The sequence below is a fragment of the Mycolicibacterium sp. XJ1819 genome (assembly GCF_053483675.1).
The window spans coordinates 77,761-92,753 of the sequence record NZ_JBEFST010000021.1 but is presented as its reverse complement, the minus strand read 5'-3'; the positions used below and the strand labels follow the sequence as shown (position 1 = coordinate 92,753).

Genomic DNA, 14,993 nt, shown 5'->3' with positions numbered 1-14,993 from the left:
TCGGGAACCTGTTAAGGCCGGCGAAACGTTGGACCAGCGAAGACTCTCCCAGCTTCTGGGTAGCCCTCAGTAGGAGGAATCGACGATGACGTGGAATCCGCACGCCAACAGGATCAAGACCTTCCTGTTGCTGGCGCTGTTTTCCGCCCTGATCGTCGGTGTCGGCGCGATGTTCGGCCGCAACATCATGTTTTTGGCCGTGTTGTTCGCCATCGGCATGAACGCCTACGTGTACTTCAACAGCGACAAGCTGGCGTTGCGGGCGATGCATGCCCAGCCGGTCACCGAGATGCAGGCCCCGGCGATGTACCGGATCGTGCGGGAGTTGGCCACCACGGCGCGCCAGCCGATGCCGCGGCTCTACATCAGCGACACCGCCGCACCCAACGCGTTCGCGACCGGCCGCAATCCGCGCAACGCCGCGGTGTGCTGCACGACGGGCATCCTGCAGATCCTCAACGAGCGCGAGCTGCGCGCCGTGCTCGGCCACGAACTGTCGCACGTGTACAACCGTGACATCCTGATCTCGTGCGTGGCCGGCGCGATGGCGTCGGTGATCACCGCGCTGGCCAACATGGCCTTCTTCGCGAGCATGTTCGGCGGCAACCGCGAAGGCGGAGCGAATCCGTTTGCCATTCTTCTGGTTTCGCTGCTGGGGCCGATCGCCGCGATGGTGATCCGGATGGCGGTGTCACGGTCGCGGGAGTACCAGGCCGATCAGTCGGGCGCGGAGCTCACCGGTGATCCGCTGGCGTTGGCGAGCGCGTTGCGCAAGATCAGCGCGGGCGTCGAGCAGGCGCCGCTGCCGCCGGATCCGCAACTGGCCGATCAGGCACACCTGATGATCGCCAACCCGTTCAGGGCCGGGGAGAAGATCGGCAAGCTGTTCTCCACGCATCCGCCGATGGAAGACCGCATCAGGCGTTTGGAGGCGATGGCCGGCCGCGGCCCCCACCCCTGGTGATTTCGGCGTGGTCGGTCGCGGTGAGCGCGACTCGCCACGCCGAAATCGCACGTAAACACGTAAAGTGGAGCCGATGTCCGGACGTCGGCCCGCCCGACTCGAAGAACGTGTCGTCCGCACCTGCGCGCGGGCGCACGATCCGCTCGACCTGCTCGCGGCGGTCGCCGGACATGTCCGCACCGAAATCCCCTACGCCGCCGCGGGTTGGCTGCTCACCGACCCCGACACGCTGCTCGTCACCGGTGTGCACGCCGAAAATGTCACGCGCGCACAGAATCTCGCATTGATCGAATGTGAACTGGGCGCCGACGACGTGAACAAGTTCGTCGACCTCGCCCAGCGGGGCATTCCCGCGGCCTCGCTGAGCGCCGCCACCGGCGGCGATCTCGGGATGAGTGCCCGCTGGTCGCGGATCTACCAGCCCGCCGGCTACGGCGACGAGATGCGGGGAGTGTTCAGCTCTGGAAACGCCACGTGGGGCAATTTCTGTCTGACCCGCCGGGCCGCCGACGGGTTCTTCACCGAAGTCGAGGTCGCGGTCATGGCGAGGCTTTGTCCACACATAGCCAACGGAATTCGCGCCTGTCTGCAGCTCACCAGCCGGTTCGCCGGCCACACCGCGCCCGCGCCGCCCGCGCTGGTGATCTTCGCCGACGACGGCAGCGTCGAGTCGATGACGCCGCAGGTGACCGAATGGCTCGGCCCCATCGACGACGAGCGCCTCAACAGCGCCATCGTCCTGCACGAGGTGGCCCGGCAAGCCCGGACGCTGGCCGAACACGGCGTCGGCGAGCCGGCATTGGCGCGCACCACGGCCCGCTCGGGGGACTGGCTGGTGGTGCGCGGTGTCCGACTCGACGCCGAGCACACCGCGGTGGTGTTGGAGCCTGCCCGCCGGTCGGACATCGCGCCGCTGCTGGTGGCGCTGCGCCAGCTCACCCGTCGGGAAAAGGAGATCACCCAGCTGCTGCTGACGGGGATGGCCACCCGCGACATCGCCGGTCGGCTGTGGATCACCACCGAGACGTTGCGCGGACACGTCAAGGCGATCTTCGCGAAGCTCGGCGTCAACAGCCGCCCGGAGCTGGCCGCGCTGCTGTCGCAGGAGCCCGCCGTTCGGTAGTGCCCGCGATGTCGCGGGCCACCCGTCGCGCCAGGACGCCGACGAACTTCGTCAGCCCGGGCCGATACACATAGCCGACGAACCGCAACCCCGGCAGCACCTCGCCGCCGACGCCGTCGCGCGGCATTCCGCGGTCGGTCAACACGTCGAGATGGCCGACCATCGCATCGAGTCCGGCGCGGTAGCCGGTCGCCGCGATGATGCTGTCGACCTCGACCTCGCTGCCGTCGACAAGCACCGCGCCGCCAGGCGCCAAGTGGTCGACGGCGGATACCACGGGCAGTGAGCCGTCGCGGATCGCGTTCACGACCCCGCGGTCGACGATCGCGGTGCCGCCGCCCCGGCGCTTGAGCCCGGCGATCGGCCCCTCGGCGGGCACGCCGATGCCGAACGCGCTGAGGTCCCCGATCACCCGCCGCTGCATCGCGAGCAGCACCTTGTCGACGAGCCCCGTGGGCAGGCGAAGGAACAACGGCAACGGCAGATCGCCGGGCAGCCCGGCGATCTCCCGCAGCAGGATGTTCGGCGGCGTGCGCACCGACAGCCGCACGGACGCACCGGAGCGGCTCAGTTCGTGGGCGATCTCGAGTCCGGTGGAGCCGGCGCCGACCACCAGGACGCGGTCGCCGGCGAAGGCAGAGGCGTTGCGGTAGTGCGCGGCGTGGAGCAGCCGGCCGCCGAAGTCGTGGCCGTCGGCCCAGGGCGGCAGCGTCGGGCGGTTGAAGACGCCGGTGGCGACGACGACGTGGCCGCTGATGAGGGTGCCGTGATTGGTGACGACGGCCCAGCCGCCGTCGGGCGCGGGCTCGATGCGGCTCACCTCGACACCGAGCCGGACGGGGACGCGGTGGCTCGCGGCGTAGGTCCGCAGATAGCCGACGTACTGGTCGCGGGTGGGGAACTGGCCGAAGTCGCGGGGAAACGCCGCACCCGGCAGCGCCGAATTGTGACGGCAGGTGTTGAAGCGCAGCACGTCGTAGCGGCCGGCCCATGCCGCGGCGGGCTGGGTGCCACGCTCGAGGACCTCGGCATGCACCCCGCGGGCGATGAGCTCGGCGGCACACGACAGCCCGGCCGGACCGCTACCGATCACCAGTACGCGGTGTTGGCTCGCCACGACCCCAGGCTCGTCGCGGCCCGCGGGCGGCGCCACCCCGCAATTGAGGGGGATTTCGGCGTGGTCGGTCGCGGTGAGCGCGACTCGCCACGCCGAAATCGCCCGTAACGGGTCGGGGCCGAGGGGCGAAAGAGCAGTATGCTGCGAGCCGCATTCGCACCACTTAGGGTGATGGGCGTGCTGAACCGAATGCTGATGCTCGGCGCCGCGGGCGCGGCAACGGCGATGGTGGGCGCCTCGGGCCTGGCCGCCGCGCAACCGGCGCCGCCACCGACACCTCCGCCGCCACCGCCGCCGAACGTCAACGCGATGGCACCGGTGAAACTGTCCGACTACGCCGCGATGGACGGCAACTGGTATGCGTTCAAGACTCCCGACGGGCTGACGTGTGTGCTGCAACGCAACGGCGGCTACGGCTGCAGCGGAGCGTTGCCCGCCGCGCCCGAGGGCGCCAACCTGGTCAGCGGCGGCCCGGGGCCGCCCGGTTTCTCCCGCACCGACGGCGACATCTTCGGCGGGATCGGTGAGGTCAACCTGCTGCCGGCGGGTTCGCGGATCAGCTTTCAGACGGTCAGCTGTGGCAGCGAGGGACCGGTGACGACGTGTTCGGACAGCCGCATCCAGTCCGGGTTCGTGATCAGCCCCGAGGGCAGCTACATCATCAACGACGGTCGAGACCCGCTGCTGGAACGCCCCGAGGGCACGAACCCCTACTTCAACTAGAAGCCGGAGCCGTGCACCTCGTGGCCGGGTTTTTCGGCCATCAGGCCCCGGTAGGCCTGTTCGACGCTGGAGCCGTGGTTGACGACGGCGTCGACCTCGCGGGCGATCGGCATGGTGATGCCGTACTTCTCGGCGAATTCCATGACGACGCTGGCGGCCTTCACGCCCTCGGCGACCTGGTTCATCGAGGCGATGATCTCGTCGATGGGCTTGCCCGCGCCCAACTGCTCGCCGACGTGGCGGTTGCGGCTGCGCTGACTGGTGCACGTGACGATGAGGTCACCCATGCCTGCGACGCCGGCGAAGGTGTCGCGATGTCCACCCATCGACTCGCCGAGCTTGGACATCTCGCGTAGCGCGCGGGCCATCACCATCGCGCGGGTGTTCTCGCCGATGCCGAGCGAATACCCCATCCCGACGGCGATGGCGTAGACGTTCTTCAGTGCGCCGGCCATCTCCACGCCGACCACGTCGTCGGTGGTGTAGGTCCGAAATCGTCTGGTGCGCAGCAACTGTGCGAGATGGGCCGCGAGGTTCTGGTCCGGCATCGCCAGCACTGCCGCGGCGGCGTACCCCTCGGCCACCTCGCGTGCGATGTTGGGCCCGGCCAGGATGCCCGCCGGATGCCCGGGCAGCACCTCGTCGACGATCTGGCTCATCCGGTAGTTGGTGCCCTGCTCGAGACCCTTGACCAGCGACACCACCGGAACCCACGGCCGTAGCTCCTTGGCCAGTTCGGTCAGCACCGCGCGGAAACCGTGCGAGGGCACGCCCATGACGATGACGTCGGCGCATTCGGCGGCCTCGGAGAAGTCGGTGGTGGCCTTCAGGGTGTGCGCCAGCTCGACCTCGTCGCCGAGGTACTTGCTGTTGCGGTGGTTCTCGTTGATGTCATCGGCGGTCTCCGCCGAGCGCACCCACTGCAACGTCGGGCCCCGGCGGGCGCAGATGGACGCCACGGTGGTGCCCCAGGATCCCCCACCGAGGACGACGACTTTGGGTTCACGTTTCGCAGGTGCCATGCCGTCAGCGTAGGACGGTTGACGGCGGCGAAAGGCGGGATTGCACAGGAGAAGGCCGCCCGAACGGGCCGAACGGTCGCCGCTGTTCTCGAAGATGCGGTGCGCCGCGGTCTGAACCCCCCAGAGCGACGGGGCGCACGCACGTACAAGGTCCGGGCGACGGGGCGCGGTGGCCTGAGGGCCGGCGTGGACATCTCGTCGAACGCCTCGGTCGCCGAAGCGATGGACGAAGGCGCGTCTGTCGATGCTCTGCATTGACGTCAACGTCTTGCTCCATGCGCACAGAGCAGATCTTCCTGAGCACGCGGACTATCGCCCGCTCCTAGAGCGGCTCGCCAACGGCGATGAACCCATCGGCGTGCCAGACGTCGTGCTCAGCGGGTTCGTGAGGATCATCACCAATCGCAGGATTTTCGCCGAACCGACCCGGCCAGAGGTGGCGTGGGAGGCCGTCGACGCGATGTTGGACGCTCCTGCGGTGATGCAGCTCCAGGCCGGCGAACGGCATTGGACATTGTTTCGGCGACTCGCCGGCGATGTCGGCGCCAGTGGCAACGACATCGCTGACGCGTATCTCGGCGCTTACGCGTTGGAGCACAACGCCACCTGGGTAAGTGCCGAGCGTGGCTTCGCCCGGTTTGACCGATTGCGGTGGAGCCATCCGCTCGAGCTGTAGACCTACCGGTAGTTGACGAACTGCAGCGCCACGTCGAGGTCGGCCTTCTTCAGTATCGCGATGACGGTTTGTAAGTCGTCGCGCTTCTTCGACGACACCCGGACCTCCTCCCCCTGGATCTGGGTCTTGACGCCCTTGGGGCCGTCGTCGCGGATGAGCTTGGTGATCTTCTTGGCGTTCTCGCTGCTGATGCCTTGCTTGATCTGGCCGCTGACCTTGTAGGTCTTGCCCGAGGCCTGCGGTTCGCCGGCGTCGAAGGACTTCATGGAGATGTCGCGACGGACCAGCTTTTCCTTGAAGACGTCGACGGCGGCCTTGGCGCGCTCCTCGGTGGACGAGGTGATGACGATGGTCTCCTCGCCCTGCCACGCGATCGATGTGTCGGTGCCGCGGAAGTCGAACCGGGTGGCCAGTTCCTTGGCGGCCTGGTTCAGCGCGTTGTCCACCTCCTGGCGATCGACCTTGCTGACGATGTCGAACGAAGAATCCGCCATTGACTGCGCTCCTCCTCGGTGGGTTGGCTCGTATGCACTATCCCACGCCGCCCTCTCGTGGCTCTCATGCCGCCCAACCGGACAAACGGGTGCCGAAGTGCGAGTAGATCTCGCCAAAACGTCGATCTCGACGCGGACGGCTTGCCCGTTTTCGTCTCGGGCGTCCGCTCGTTGTACCCTGGCTACTCGCACCAGGCAGGTTGCCCGAGCGGCCAATGGGAGCGGACTGTAAATCCGTCGGCTTACGCCTACGCAGGTTCGAATCCTGCACCTGCCACCATGCGAAGGTACGGGTATCGGGTGTGTGCTGAGGGCGGGATTTTCCGATGATCCCCGCCGTGGACGCACACTCAGCGCCGTCACCGCACATTCGATCGATTGCCCGTCAGCATCCAGGGGCGTGCAGTTGCCCTCCTTCTGGGACGGGCCGAAGTGCTGTCTACGAAGCCCTCAACAAGGGTGGGGTGACGCCGGCCGGATGCCAGTGCCACGGGCACAGCTCTTGGGCTGCGACGATCACCAGGGTCGCCGCACTGTTGATCGTCGCCTCGGAGGGGAAGTAATAGAGAATTTCGGTGGCGACCACGTCGCCGGTATTCGTGTCCAGCATGCTGCAGGCCAGATATCCGTTGCTCAGTGCGGCAGCGGTGTCGTAGACGACGATGCCGTTGTCGTTGAGCGCTTGAAGGAAGCTGAGCTCATCTGCCTCGGCAGCCGGGGCGAAGACGAGCCCGAGCCCTGCCGTCACCGCGAGTGCGGCGGACCGTCGAATCATTTCGGGCAGCCAGCTCAGATGTAGTCGTCTTCGGGGCAATACGCCTCGGCGGCGGCGCCGACGAGGCGCGCGGCGTCGTTCGTGGTCCAGTCCGGGTGCATCTCGACCACTTGATAAACCAAGGACGGGAGGGTGGTGCCCGAAGCGAACACCACGCAGACCGCAGCGCCCTGGGCCGCCGCTTCCTCCTCCGTCAAGCCCCATCCGTTGGCGGTGGTGAAGAGGTAGAAGAGCTCGTCCGTCGAATAATCCTGGGCGTTGGCGGTTGGGACCGAGCCGATGGGTGCCGCTGCGAGCAGCATCGCACCCGCCAGGAAAGCGCGGATAGGTTTGCTGGAAACGTGCGTCTTCATCGGATGATGTCCGTCCCCGGCGGCAGCCAACCGGGTTCGCCTTGGAGCACGTTGTGGTCGAAGACGATGTAGTTCTCCTTGGCCTGTACGGTCTGGGGCCGGTAGTAGCCGCCTGACGAAGTGCAGGAATAGGTACCGCAGTAAGTGGAGGACGGCACATATCCGGCCGGCGTCCACACCACTCGGTAGCGCATCCACGAGCCGTCGGCATTGCGCGCGCCGTCGCAGATAGTCCGCTGTTGGGAGCCTAGAAAACCCCAGTCGACGGTCTCGCAGCCGACGCTGCTGCCACCCGCACTGGGAGCACTCCAATTGTCGCCCTGCGCGAGCGCTCCAGGCGCTGCCCCTACGGTGATGGCCGCGAGCACGCCGACGCCGACCGCTGCGGTTTTTCTGGTCTGAAATCTGTGTGGCGAACGCCTGTGCGTGGTGCCCATACTTGTACCTCTTGCCAACTGAGTCGCGGTGCAGAACTGACCGCACCTTCGACGATAGGCTTTGCTGGCGCGTGAGGAATCGGGTGTTTCCCTACGCGTTTGGGCAGCAGCAAACCTCAGAATTCACAGCAGCGACTTACGCCACTGCGGCCACAGCGTCGACCCTCAAGACCGCGTCTTTGTGATTCGGCTCACTGTCGCTGACGGCCGGTGCGATGATCGGGTAATGGCGGCCGTCATCCAGATGAACCACGACCGACGCCGAGCCGGAAAATCGACCCCGAAGTCTGACCCGCCGGCGCCGATGTCCGCGGTGGAACGCAGAGCCGAGGAAGCCTTCTGGAAGTCCCCGCCCGGCCAGGCCGTGCAGGCCTACGACCGTGGCGACGAGTTCTTCCAACTGCAGCTGCCGCACTCCGCGGTGCGCTACGAACCGCTGGGCGCACAACCGCGCCACGGGCTCACCCACCGCGATGTCCTCGGCCAGATCGAGGAGGCCGGCTGGCACCTCGAGCATGCCGCGTGGATGCCCGATCCCAGCGGTGAGGTCGGCGGGATGTACCTGTTTCGGCGCGACGAAAACCGGCGCCGGCGCTAGCGCCGCTACACCTCCACCGGCGGGTGTAGACGCTCGACGGTGTACTGGCGGTTGCGCCGCGCGGCCCACGCCGAGGCAGTCAGCGACGCCAGCAGTATTCCGGTGAGCACGGCAATCGCCACCCACAGCCGATGGTCCACACCGCCAACGGTCAATTGGCGTAAACCATTGACCGCATATGTCATTGGATCGAACGGATGGATGATCTGGAACGGTCGCGCGGTTGTCTCCACCGGATAGATCCCGCCGGCCGACACCAGCTGCAGCATCAGGAACGCCAACGTGAGCACCCTGCCGACAGCGACACCGAACACCGCGTTGAGCGCCTGGATCAACGCGAGGAACGCCGCAGCGACCAGTCCCAGGAATGCGATGGTCGGGATCGGATACCTCGGCTGCAGGCCGACCCCGAAATGCACCACGACATACATCACGAGCACCTGGCACAGCGCCAGCAACACCGCGGGCCAGTACGACACCAGCACCACCCGAAACGCGTTGAGCCCGTATATGATCGGTCGAGCCTGTAACGGCGTCAACAACATCCATATGATCAGCGCGCCGATGAACAGCGCCAGCGGCAGGAAGAACGGCGCGAAACCGGTCCCGAATGTCGCCGCACGGTTGTCGGTCTCCTCGTCGAGCGCGACCGGTGTGGACAGCGTGTCGGCGACCTGTACGCGCTGCGCCGGTGTCCACGAGGGCACCTGCTGGGCGCCTTCGGTCAGTTTGGTTGCCAACAGATGGGCGCCGTTGCTCAACTGTGAAGTGCCCGAGGCTAACTCGCTCGCACCTGAGGCCAGGCGTTCGCCCCCGTCGGCCAACTGCACCAGACCGCTGCTGAGCCGGTGTGCACCGTCGTCAAGCTCGGTTACGCCCTGCCGCAGCTTGACCAGATCGGCTTTCAAGCCTCCGTCGAGCACCCGGGTGAGCACGGTGCGTAGGTGGCTGTTCGGATCGGCGAGATCGTTCTCCATCCGCGCGGCCCCGTCGCGCAACCGGATCAGTCCCTCGTCGGTCGCGGGGTCGATCCCACGGGCCACCAGCAGCGTGTGCACCCGAGCCAGCGTCTCGCCGAGGTGCTGCACGGCGGGGTCGGGATTGGTGCGCAGACCGGCCACCACCTGGTCGACGACGGCCGCGGCATGGCCGTAGTCGATGTTGAGCGCGGCGATGCGGTCGGTGACCGATCTCGCCGCTGCGCTCAGGTGGCTCGCGGCCTCGCCGACGACCTGCGGATCGACCTGTAGGTCGCCGACCACGTCGAGTGCGGTGAGCAGCGGGTCGGTGGCGGTGGTCACCGACGAGGACAGTTCGCGGGTGCCCGCCGCCAGCGTCGCCGCGCCGTCGCGGGCCACACCGAGGTTGTCGGCCAGCAGTCGCGAACCCGACGCCAGTTGGTGCGCACCGTCGTCGGCGGTGGTCAGCCCCGCCGAGAGCTGGTCCGCCCCGTCGGCGGCCTGCCGCAACCCCGCGCCGGCCTCGGTCATCCCGGTCAGCACGGCGTCGACGGTCTGCGCGCCGACCTTCGCGTTCACCTCGTTGATGACCTCGCGCGCGGCGTTCTGGCCGATGATCGACCCGAGGTAGTTGTTGGCGTCGTTGAACGTGAACCGCACCTGCGCCTTGCGCGGATCGTCACTGCCCGCCGACGCGATCGCGGCGCTGAAATCCGCAGGCACGGTGATCGTGAAGTAGTACCTGCCGTCGGCCAGCCCCCTGGCTGCCTCCTCGGCCGACAACTCGGTCAGATCCAGCTCACCGGAATCCATCAACCCGCCTGCCACCTGGTCGCCGGCGCGAATCTCGTTGCCCTGGACCACCGCGCCGCGGTCTTCGTTGACCAGCGCCACGGGTACCTTGTCCACCTCGCCGAACGGGTTCCAGAACGCCCACAGGTACATGGCGCCGTACAGCAGTGGCAGCATCACAATCGTCACCAGGGCGATGCGCGGCATGGTGCCGCGAGAATACCGCTTGATGTCGGTGCCGAGCGAGAGTCCGGCGAGCATGGTCAGCGGCCGCCTTTCGGGTCGTTGTCGACGAGTTCTGTCGCGCCGACGTTGTCGACGACGACGTGGGCGCGCACGCCGGAGTCGACGCGCACGTCGTTGACGGTCGCGGTGATGACGGTCTGCGCCTGGCCCAGATCGACGAGACGGGCCAGTAATTGGGCGCGCTGGCGGTCGCTGGTGACCTGGTCCAGGTCACCGACCACCAACAGCGGCGGACGCTTCAGATTGGCCAGCGAGATCCGTAACAGCAGTCGGTCGAGTTCGGTCAGTTCCTCGACATACTCGTGCAGCCCCGGTGTGGGCAACGTCCCGAACACCGGCGCACACACGTGCTGTACCTCGGTCTGCACTGCGCGCGGCACCCGCCGGTACCACGGCGCCCGCCACCGCAATTGTTCGGTGACCACGTCGGCGACGGTCACCGACTCGGCCACCGCATCGAGTTCGTCGATGCCCGCCAGCGCCGCCACGTCGAAGATCCCGCGTGCGCTGCTGCGGCCGAACACCGTCAGCGAACCGGTGCGCGTCTTCATCCGGCCGGCCAGCGTCATCAGCAGCGCGGTGCGTCCCGAACCCGGCGGGCACCCCAGCACCGTCACCCCGCCGGCCTCGATGTCGAGGTCTACCGGACCGTATACAGGGCCCCACGGTCCCCGCTGCGAGATGCCCCGCGCCACGACCGCGGGCTTCCCGTGCACCTCTTGCGGCGTCGAATCGGACACCCGCACCTCCCGACGAATTTCACGCTGACGTCAGCCTCATCTATACAAGACGCGGTTGGACGCCGGGCCGCGGCTGGGTGTTCGGGTCCGTTAGACCCCTTCGGTCAGATCGCGCACCTCGGCATAGCGCGACCGCACCTGCGGCACCGGATCGCCCTCGTAGGTCGCCGTCGGCGGCGGTGTCCACCGCGGCGGCCCGGCCGAGGCGCTCAACGCCCACGCCGCCTGCCGCGCGGCGCCCAACGCCACATACTCGGCGGGATTCGGCGTGAGCACCGGGACACCGAACACCTGCGGGGCGATTTCGCGCAGCGCCTGCGACCGCGCGGCACCGCCCACCAGCAGCACCCGCCGCACCGCGATCCCGTGGGCGTCCAGATGTGCGATCCCGTCGGCCAACGCGCACAGCAGACCCTCCACCGCCGCGCGGGCCAGATTCTGCGCGGTGGCATTGCCAACCCGCAGCCCGTGCAACGCGCCCGAGGCGTTGGGCCGGTTCGGGGTTCGCTCACCTTCCAGATACGGCACCAACACCAGGCCGTCGCTGCCGGGCGGCGCGGACAGCGCTAACCGCGACAGCTCGTCGTGGTCCACCCGCAGCATCGCCGCCGCCGCGTCGAGCACCCGCGCGCCGTTGAGCGTGCACACCAACGGCAGGTACCGGCCGGTGCCGTCGGCGAAGCCCGCGACGAATCCGGTGCCGTCGCGCACCGGTTCGGGCGTCACCGCGGCCACCACCCCCGAGGTGCCCACCGAGACCACGACATCGCCCTCTTCGGCGGCGAGCCCCAGCGCCGATGCGGCGTTGTCGCCCAGCCCGGCGCCGTACACCCGCGTGTCGCCCTCGACTGCTCCGCCGGGTGGCAGCACCGTCGGCAACGAAGGCTGTCGGCCGCGAAAAGCCAACTCCAGCAAGTCTATTCGATAGGCATTTGCGGCGGAATCGAAATAGCCGGTGCCACTGGTGTCGCTGCGATCGGTGGTCATCGAGTAGATGTCGGCACTCTTGCGCAGCCGCCATGTCAGCCAGTCGTGCGGCAGACACACCGCCGCGGTGCGGTCGGCGTGTTGTGGCTCGTGGTCGGCCAGCCACCGCAGCTTGGTCGCGGTGATCGACGCGACCGGCACCACGCCCACCGCGTCGGCCCACGCGTCGGGCCCGCCGAGTTCGTCGACCAGCGCCACCGCGGCGTCGGCGGATCGCACGTCGTTCCACAGCAGCGCCGGGCGCACCACCTGTCCGGACGCGTCCAGACACACCATGCCGTGCTGCTGCGCACCGACCGACACCGCGGCCACATCGTCGAACCCACCCGCCGCGGCGATTGCGTCGGCGGCCGCTGATTCCCAAGCGGCCGGGTCGATCTCGGTACCGTCGGGATGGGAGGCCCGACCCTCGCGCACCACAGCGCCGGTGTCGGCGTCGCACACCAACACCTTGCACGACTGCGTGGACGAGTCGATGCCCGCGACCAGTGTCATGGCTGCCTCAGCAGGGCCTCGAGCGTGGCCCGCGCGCCGTCGCGGTGCAGCGACTCCAACGTCCACAGATACGGTTCGACGAACCGCGGTTCGTCGACAAGGTCGCCGAACACCTCCCGATTCGCCAGAAACGCCAACGGTTCCGACCGTTGGCGCTGCGCCAGCGGCACCAGCGAGTCGGCGAGGCGGTCGACGACGGTGATCGGCTCACCCTGTTCGTCGACGCCCTCGGCATAGCGTGCCCAACTCGCGACGATCGCGGCCGCCAACCGCACCGGCCCACCGGAGCCGAGGTTGTCGCGCGCCACCGGCAGCAGCCACTTCGGGATGCGGTCGGAGGACTCCGCGCACAACCGCGCGACGGTGTCGCGCACGTAGGCGTTTGCGAACCGGGGGATCAACTGCTCCTTGAACTCGATCAGCCCGGGCACCGGCTGCAGCGTCGGCATCGCCTCGGAATCCATGTACCGGGTGAGGAACTCGGCGAACAGCGGATCCTGGGCGGCGTCATGCACCAACCGGTAGCCGGCGAGGTAGGCGAAGTAGCACAGGCCCTGATGGCTGGCGTTGAGCAATCGCAGCTTCATCGCCTCGTACGGCGCCACATCGTCGACGAGTTGCACGCCCGCCTTCTCCAGCGGCGGTCGGCCCGCGACGAAGTCGTCCTCGAGCACCCACAGCGCGAACGGTTCGGCGGCCACCGGCCACGCGTCGTCGACACCGAACTCGCGCGACAGCGATTCGGTCACCTCCGGGGTGGTCACCGGGGTGATCCGGTCCACCATCGAGTTCGGAAACCGGCTGTTCGCGCCGATCCACTGCGCCAGCGCGGGCTCGAGTGCCTCGGCGAACGTCATGAACGCCTTTCGGGCGACGTGTCCGTTTTCGACGATGTTGTCGCACGACACGATCGTCGGTGCGCCCACACCACGTTCGCGTCGACGGGCCATCGCGGCGGTCACCAAGCCGAACACGGTGGCCGGTGGCGCGTCCCCGGCCAGATCCGCTTGCACCGCGGCGTTCGTCAGGTCGAACTCCCCGTCGGAGTCGCGGATGTTGTAGCCGCCCTCGGTGATGGTCAGCGAGATGATCCGGATCGCGGGATCGGCCAGCAGTTCGACCACCGCGTCGGGGTCGTCGGGCGCGTGGCGGAAGTCGACGATCGAACCGATCACCCGCGGCTCGCGGGTGCCGTCGGGGTGCTCGAGGATCAACGTGTAGAGGCAGTCCTGGTCGGCCAGCGCGTTTTTCATTCGTCGGTCGTTGGGCAGCACGCCGATACCGCAGATACCCCAGTCGGTGGCCAGCCCGTCGCCCAGCAGCCGGTCCAGATACATCGCCTGATGGGCCCGGTGGAATCCGCCGACGCCGAAGTGCGCGATCCCGGCGGTCACCCCGGCGGGGTCGTAGGACGGCACGGCGATCTGCAGCCGGCTCAGGTTCTCGCGGTTCAGTTTCACGTAACTCCTACCTCGACAATCGCTTTGATATGCCCGGGGGTGCGGTCGGCGTCGAGCGCCTCGGCGGTCTTCTCCAGCGGGAAGCGTGCGGTCACCATCGCGTCGACGTCGACGCGCCCGGCCCGGATCAGGGCGATCGCCGTCGGCCAGGTGTTGGCGTAGCGGAACACCCCGGTCAGCACCAGTTCGCGGTTCTGGATCACCTGCACCGGCAATTCCATCGTCGCCGCGCCCATCCCGACCAGCACCGCGCGGCCGGCGGGTCGCACCGCCGTCAGTCCCGAGCAGACGGCCGCCGGTGCGCCGGAGGCGTCGATGAACGCGTCGACACCCAGATCCGCGACGTCGTCGACCGTCGGGTCCAGCGCCGCAGTGGCGCCGAAGTCGGCGGCCAACGCACGTCGGGCCGGATCGATGTCGGTGACGACGATCTCGGTGGCGCCGAACGCCCGGGCGACCTGGGCTGTCATCACGCCGATCGGCCCGGCGCCCGCGATCAGCACCCGTGATCCGCCGCGTAGCGCGGCCTTGTTCACCGAGGCGATCGCCACCGACAGCGGTTCGCACAGCGCCGCCGCCTCGTCGGACATGTCGTCGGGCACCGGGTGGGCGAACGCGGCGCCGATGGTGACGTAGTCGCACAGCGCGCCGTCCACCGGGGGCGTGGCGTAGAACCGCATGTGCTGGCACAGGTTGTAGAGGCCCCGCCTGGTCTCCTCGGAATCCGGGTCCGGGTGCTGCGGCTCGATCGAAACGCGTTCGCCCAGCCGTGATTCCGGCACTCCGGGGCCGACGGCGGCGATGGTGCCGCCCGCCTCGTGGCCCAGGATCAGCGGCGATTCGACGACGAACTCGCCGATCCGGCCCTCGCGGTAGTAGTGCGCGTCGGAACCGCACACCCCGACCGCGCCGACCCGCACCAGCACCTCGCCGGGGGCGGGGGTGGGGACCGGGCGCTCGGCCATCTCGATGAGGCCGGGTTGGACGAGGACGGCAGCTCGCATTTTCGGCGGAAGTGTTGTCTGCGTCACA

The 14,993-nt window shown here is 68.2% G+C and carries 17 protein-coding genes and 1 tRNA gene; 7 read left to right on the top strand and 11 right to left on the bottom strand.

Features of this window, described 5'->3' with window-relative positions:
• Positions 1-85 precede the first annotated feature (85 nt).
• A complete protein-coding gene (gene htpX, locus ABQE89_RS21760) occupies positions 86-964 on the top strand; it encodes a zinc metalloprotease HtpX (RefSeq protein WP_448420475.1) in 879 nt (292 codons plus the stop codon).
• Positions 965-1,037: 73 nt separating this feature from the next.
• Positions 1,038-2,087, top strand: a complete 1,050-nt coding sequence (locus tag ABQE89_RS21755) for a helix-turn-helix transcriptional regulator (protein ID WP_448420473.1) — start codon at positions 1,038-1,040, stop codon at positions 2,085-2,087.
• Here the strand turns inward: ABQE89_RS21755 and ABQE89_RS21750 are convergent.
• Positions 2,032-3,204: a flavin-containing monooxygenase gene (locus tag ABQE89_RS21750; RefSeq protein ID WP_448420471.1), complete on the bottom strand. Its 1,173-nt coding sequence runs from the start codon at positions 3,202-3,204 to the stop codon at positions 2,032-2,034. The genes ABQE89_RS21755 and ABQE89_RS21750 overlap by 56 nt on opposite strands.
• A gap of 171 nt (positions 3,205-3,375) precedes the next feature.
• Here ABQE89_RS21750 and ABQE89_RS21745 point away from each other — a divergent pair, with 171 nt between their 5' ends.
• A complete protein-coding gene (locus tag ABQE89_RS21745; protein WP_448420469.1) occupies positions 3,376-3,927 on the top strand; it encodes a hypothetical protein in 552 nt (183 codons plus the stop codon).
• Here the strand turns inward: ABQE89_RS21745 and ABQE89_RS21740 are convergent.
• Entirely contained in the window at positions 3,924-4,949 is a 1,026-nt protein-coding gene (locus ABQE89_RS21740; RefSeq protein ID WP_448420467.1) for an NAD(P)H-dependent glycerol-3-phosphate dehydrogenase, read from the bottom strand. The genes ABQE89_RS21745 and ABQE89_RS21740 overlap by 4 nt on opposite strands.
• Positions 4,950-4,967: 18 nt before the next feature.
• On the opposite strand from ABQE89_RS21740, the gene ABQE89_RS21735 reads away from it, so the two are divergent.
• Entirely contained in the window at positions 4,968-5,207 is a 240-nt protein-coding gene (locus tag ABQE89_RS21735) for a ribbon-helix-helix domain-containing protein (protein ID WP_448420465.1), read from the top strand.
• Positions 5,194-5,625, top strand: a complete 432-nt coding sequence (locus ABQE89_RS21730; RefSeq protein ID WP_448420463.1) for a type II toxin-antitoxin system VapC family toxin — start codon at positions 5,194-5,196, stop codon at positions 5,623-5,625. The genes ABQE89_RS21735 and ABQE89_RS21730 overlap by 14 nt, the downstream gene beginning before the upstream one ends.
• A 2-nt stretch (positions 5,626-5,627) precedes the next feature.
• Here the strand turns inward: ABQE89_RS21730 and ABQE89_RS21725 are convergent, their stop codons facing one another.
• Positions 5,628-6,119, bottom strand: a complete 492-nt coding sequence (locus tag ABQE89_RS21725) for a YajQ family cyclic di-GMP-binding protein (protein ID WP_448420461.1) — start codon at positions 6,117-6,119, stop codon at positions 5,628-5,630.
• A 194-nt stretch (positions 6,120-6,313) separates the two neighbouring features.
• Here ABQE89_RS21725 and ABQE89_RS21720 point away from each other — a divergent pair.
• A tRNA-Tyr gene (locus tag ABQE89_RS21720) sits at positions 6,314-6,399 on the top strand.
• A gap of 159 nt (positions 6,400-6,558) precedes the next feature.
• On the opposite strand, the gene ABQE89_RS21715 is transcribed toward ABQE89_RS21720, so the two are convergent.
• The 3 genes from ABQE89_RS21715 to ABQE89_RS21705 are packed head-to-tail and all read right to left on the bottom strand — an operon-like array spanning position 6,559 to position 7,684.
• Entirely contained in the window at positions 6,559-6,894 is a 336-nt protein-coding gene (locus tag ABQE89_RS21715) for a DUF732 domain-containing protein (protein WP_448420459.1), read from the bottom strand.
• Between the two features lie 14 nt (positions 6,895-6,908).
• Complete coding sequence (locus ABQE89_RS21710; RefSeq protein WP_448420457.1) at positions 6,909-7,247, bottom strand: DUF732 domain-containing protein; 339 nt, start codon at positions 7,245-7,247, stop codon at positions 6,909-6,911.
• On the bottom strand, positions 7,244-7,684 hold the full coding sequence (locus ABQE89_RS21705) for a CDGP domain-containing protein (RefSeq protein WP_448420455.1): 441 nt from the start codon (positions 7,682-7,684) through the stop codon (positions 7,244-7,246). The genes ABQE89_RS21710 and ABQE89_RS21705 overlap by 4 nt, the downstream gene beginning before the upstream one ends.
• A gap of 226 nt (positions 7,685-7,910) precedes the next feature.
• Between ABQE89_RS21705 and ABQE89_RS21700 the strand changes: the two genes are divergently transcribed.
• Positions 7,911-8,282, top strand: a complete 372-nt coding sequence (locus ABQE89_RS21700; RefSeq protein WP_448420453.1) for a hypothetical protein — start codon at positions 7,911-7,913, stop codon at positions 8,280-8,282.
• A gap of 5 nt (positions 8,283-8,287) precedes the next feature.
• Here ABQE89_RS21700 and ABQE89_RS21695 read toward each other — a convergent pair whose 3' ends face one another.
• The 5 genes from ABQE89_RS21695 to ABQE89_RS21675 form a co-directional block, all read right to left on the bottom strand.
• The gene (locus ABQE89_RS21695) at positions 8,288-10,294 is read right to left on the bottom strand and encodes a YhgE/Pip family protein (protein WP_448420451.1); all 2,007 of its coding nucleotides are present in this window, start codon (positions 10,292-10,294) and stop codon (positions 8,288-8,290) included.
• 2 nt (positions 10,295-10,296) lie between these two features.
• Positions 10,297-11,019: a hypothetical protein gene (locus ABQE89_RS21690; RefSeq protein WP_448420449.1), complete on the bottom strand. Its 723-nt coding sequence runs from the start codon at positions 11,017-11,019 to the stop codon at positions 10,297-10,299.
• A gap of 90 nt (positions 11,020-11,109) precedes the next feature.
• A complete protein-coding gene (locus ABQE89_RS21685; protein ID WP_448420447.1) occupies positions 11,110-12,501 on the bottom strand; it encodes an FGGY-family carbohydrate kinase in 1,392 nt (463 codons plus the stop codon).
• Positions 12,498-13,961 (bottom strand): mannitol dehydrogenase family protein, encoded by a 1,464-nt coding sequence (locus tag ABQE89_RS21680; protein WP_448420445.1) that lies wholly within the window; start codon positions 13,959-13,961, stop codon positions 12,498-12,500. Before ABQE89_RS21680 ends, ABQE89_RS21685 begins: the two co-directional genes overlap by 4 nt.
• Positions 13,958-14,965: an NAD(P)-dependent alcohol dehydrogenase gene (locus ABQE89_RS21675; protein WP_448420531.1), complete on the bottom strand. Its 1,008-nt coding sequence runs from the start codon at positions 14,963-14,965 to the stop codon at positions 13,958-13,960. The genes ABQE89_RS21680 and ABQE89_RS21675 overlap by 4 nt, the downstream gene beginning before the upstream one ends.
• Between the last annotated feature and the right edge of the window lie 28 nt (positions 14,966-14,993).

Excerpts from the sequence above, each read along its gene's own strand:
- ABQE89_RS21700 (WP_448420453.1), top strand. The coding sequence starts at position 7,911 with ATGGCGGCCGTCATCCAGATGAACCACGACCGACGCCGAGCCGGAAAA.
- ABQE89_RS21705 (WP_448420455.1), bottom strand. The coding sequence starts at position 7,684 with ATGGGCACCACGCACAGGCGTTCGCCACACAGATTTCAGACCAGAAAA.
- htpX (WP_448420475.1), top strand. The coding sequence starts at position 86 with ATGACGTGGAATCCGCACGCCAACAGGATCAAGACCTTCCTGTTGCTG.
- ABQE89_RS21755 (WP_448420473.1), top strand. The coding sequence starts at position 1,038 with ATGTCCGGACGTCGGCCCGCCCGACTCGAAGAACGTGTCGTCCGCACC.
- ABQE89_RS21685 (WP_448420447.1), bottom strand. The coding sequence starts at position 12,501 with ATGACACTGGTCGCGGGCATCGACTCGTCCACGCAGTCGTGCAAGGTG.
- ABQE89_RS21675 (WP_448420531.1), bottom strand. The coding sequence starts at position 14,965 with ATGCGAGCTGCCGTCCTCGTCCAACCCGGCCTCATCGAGATGGCCGAG.
- ABQE89_RS21730 (WP_448420463.1), top strand. The coding sequence starts at position 5,194 with ATGCTCTGCATTGACGTCAACGTCTTGCTCCATGCGCACAGAGCAGAT.
- ABQE89_RS21725 (WP_448420461.1), bottom strand. The coding sequence starts at position 6,119 with ATGGCGGATTCTTCGTTCGACATCGTCAGCAAGGTCGATCGCCAGGAG.
- ABQE89_RS21715 (WP_448420459.1), bottom strand. The coding sequence starts at position 6,894 with ATGATTCGACGGTCCGCCGCACTCGCGGTGACGGCAGGGCTCGGGCTC.
- ABQE89_RS21695 (WP_448420451.1), bottom strand. The coding sequence starts at position 10,294 with ATGCTCGCCGGACTCTCGCTCGGCACCGACATCAAGCGGTATTCTCGC.
- ABQE89_RS21745 (WP_448420469.1), top strand. The coding sequence starts at position 3,376 with ATGGGCGTGCTGAACCGAATGCTGATGCTCGGCGCCGCGGGCGCGGCA.
- ABQE89_RS21740 (WP_448420467.1), bottom strand. The coding sequence starts at position 4,949 with ATGGCACCTGCGAAACGTGAACCCAAAGTCGTCGTCCTCGGTGGGGGA.
- ABQE89_RS21710 (WP_448420457.1), bottom strand. The coding sequence starts at position 7,247 with ATGAAGACGCACGTTTCCAGCAAACCTATCCGCGCTTTCCTGGCGGGT.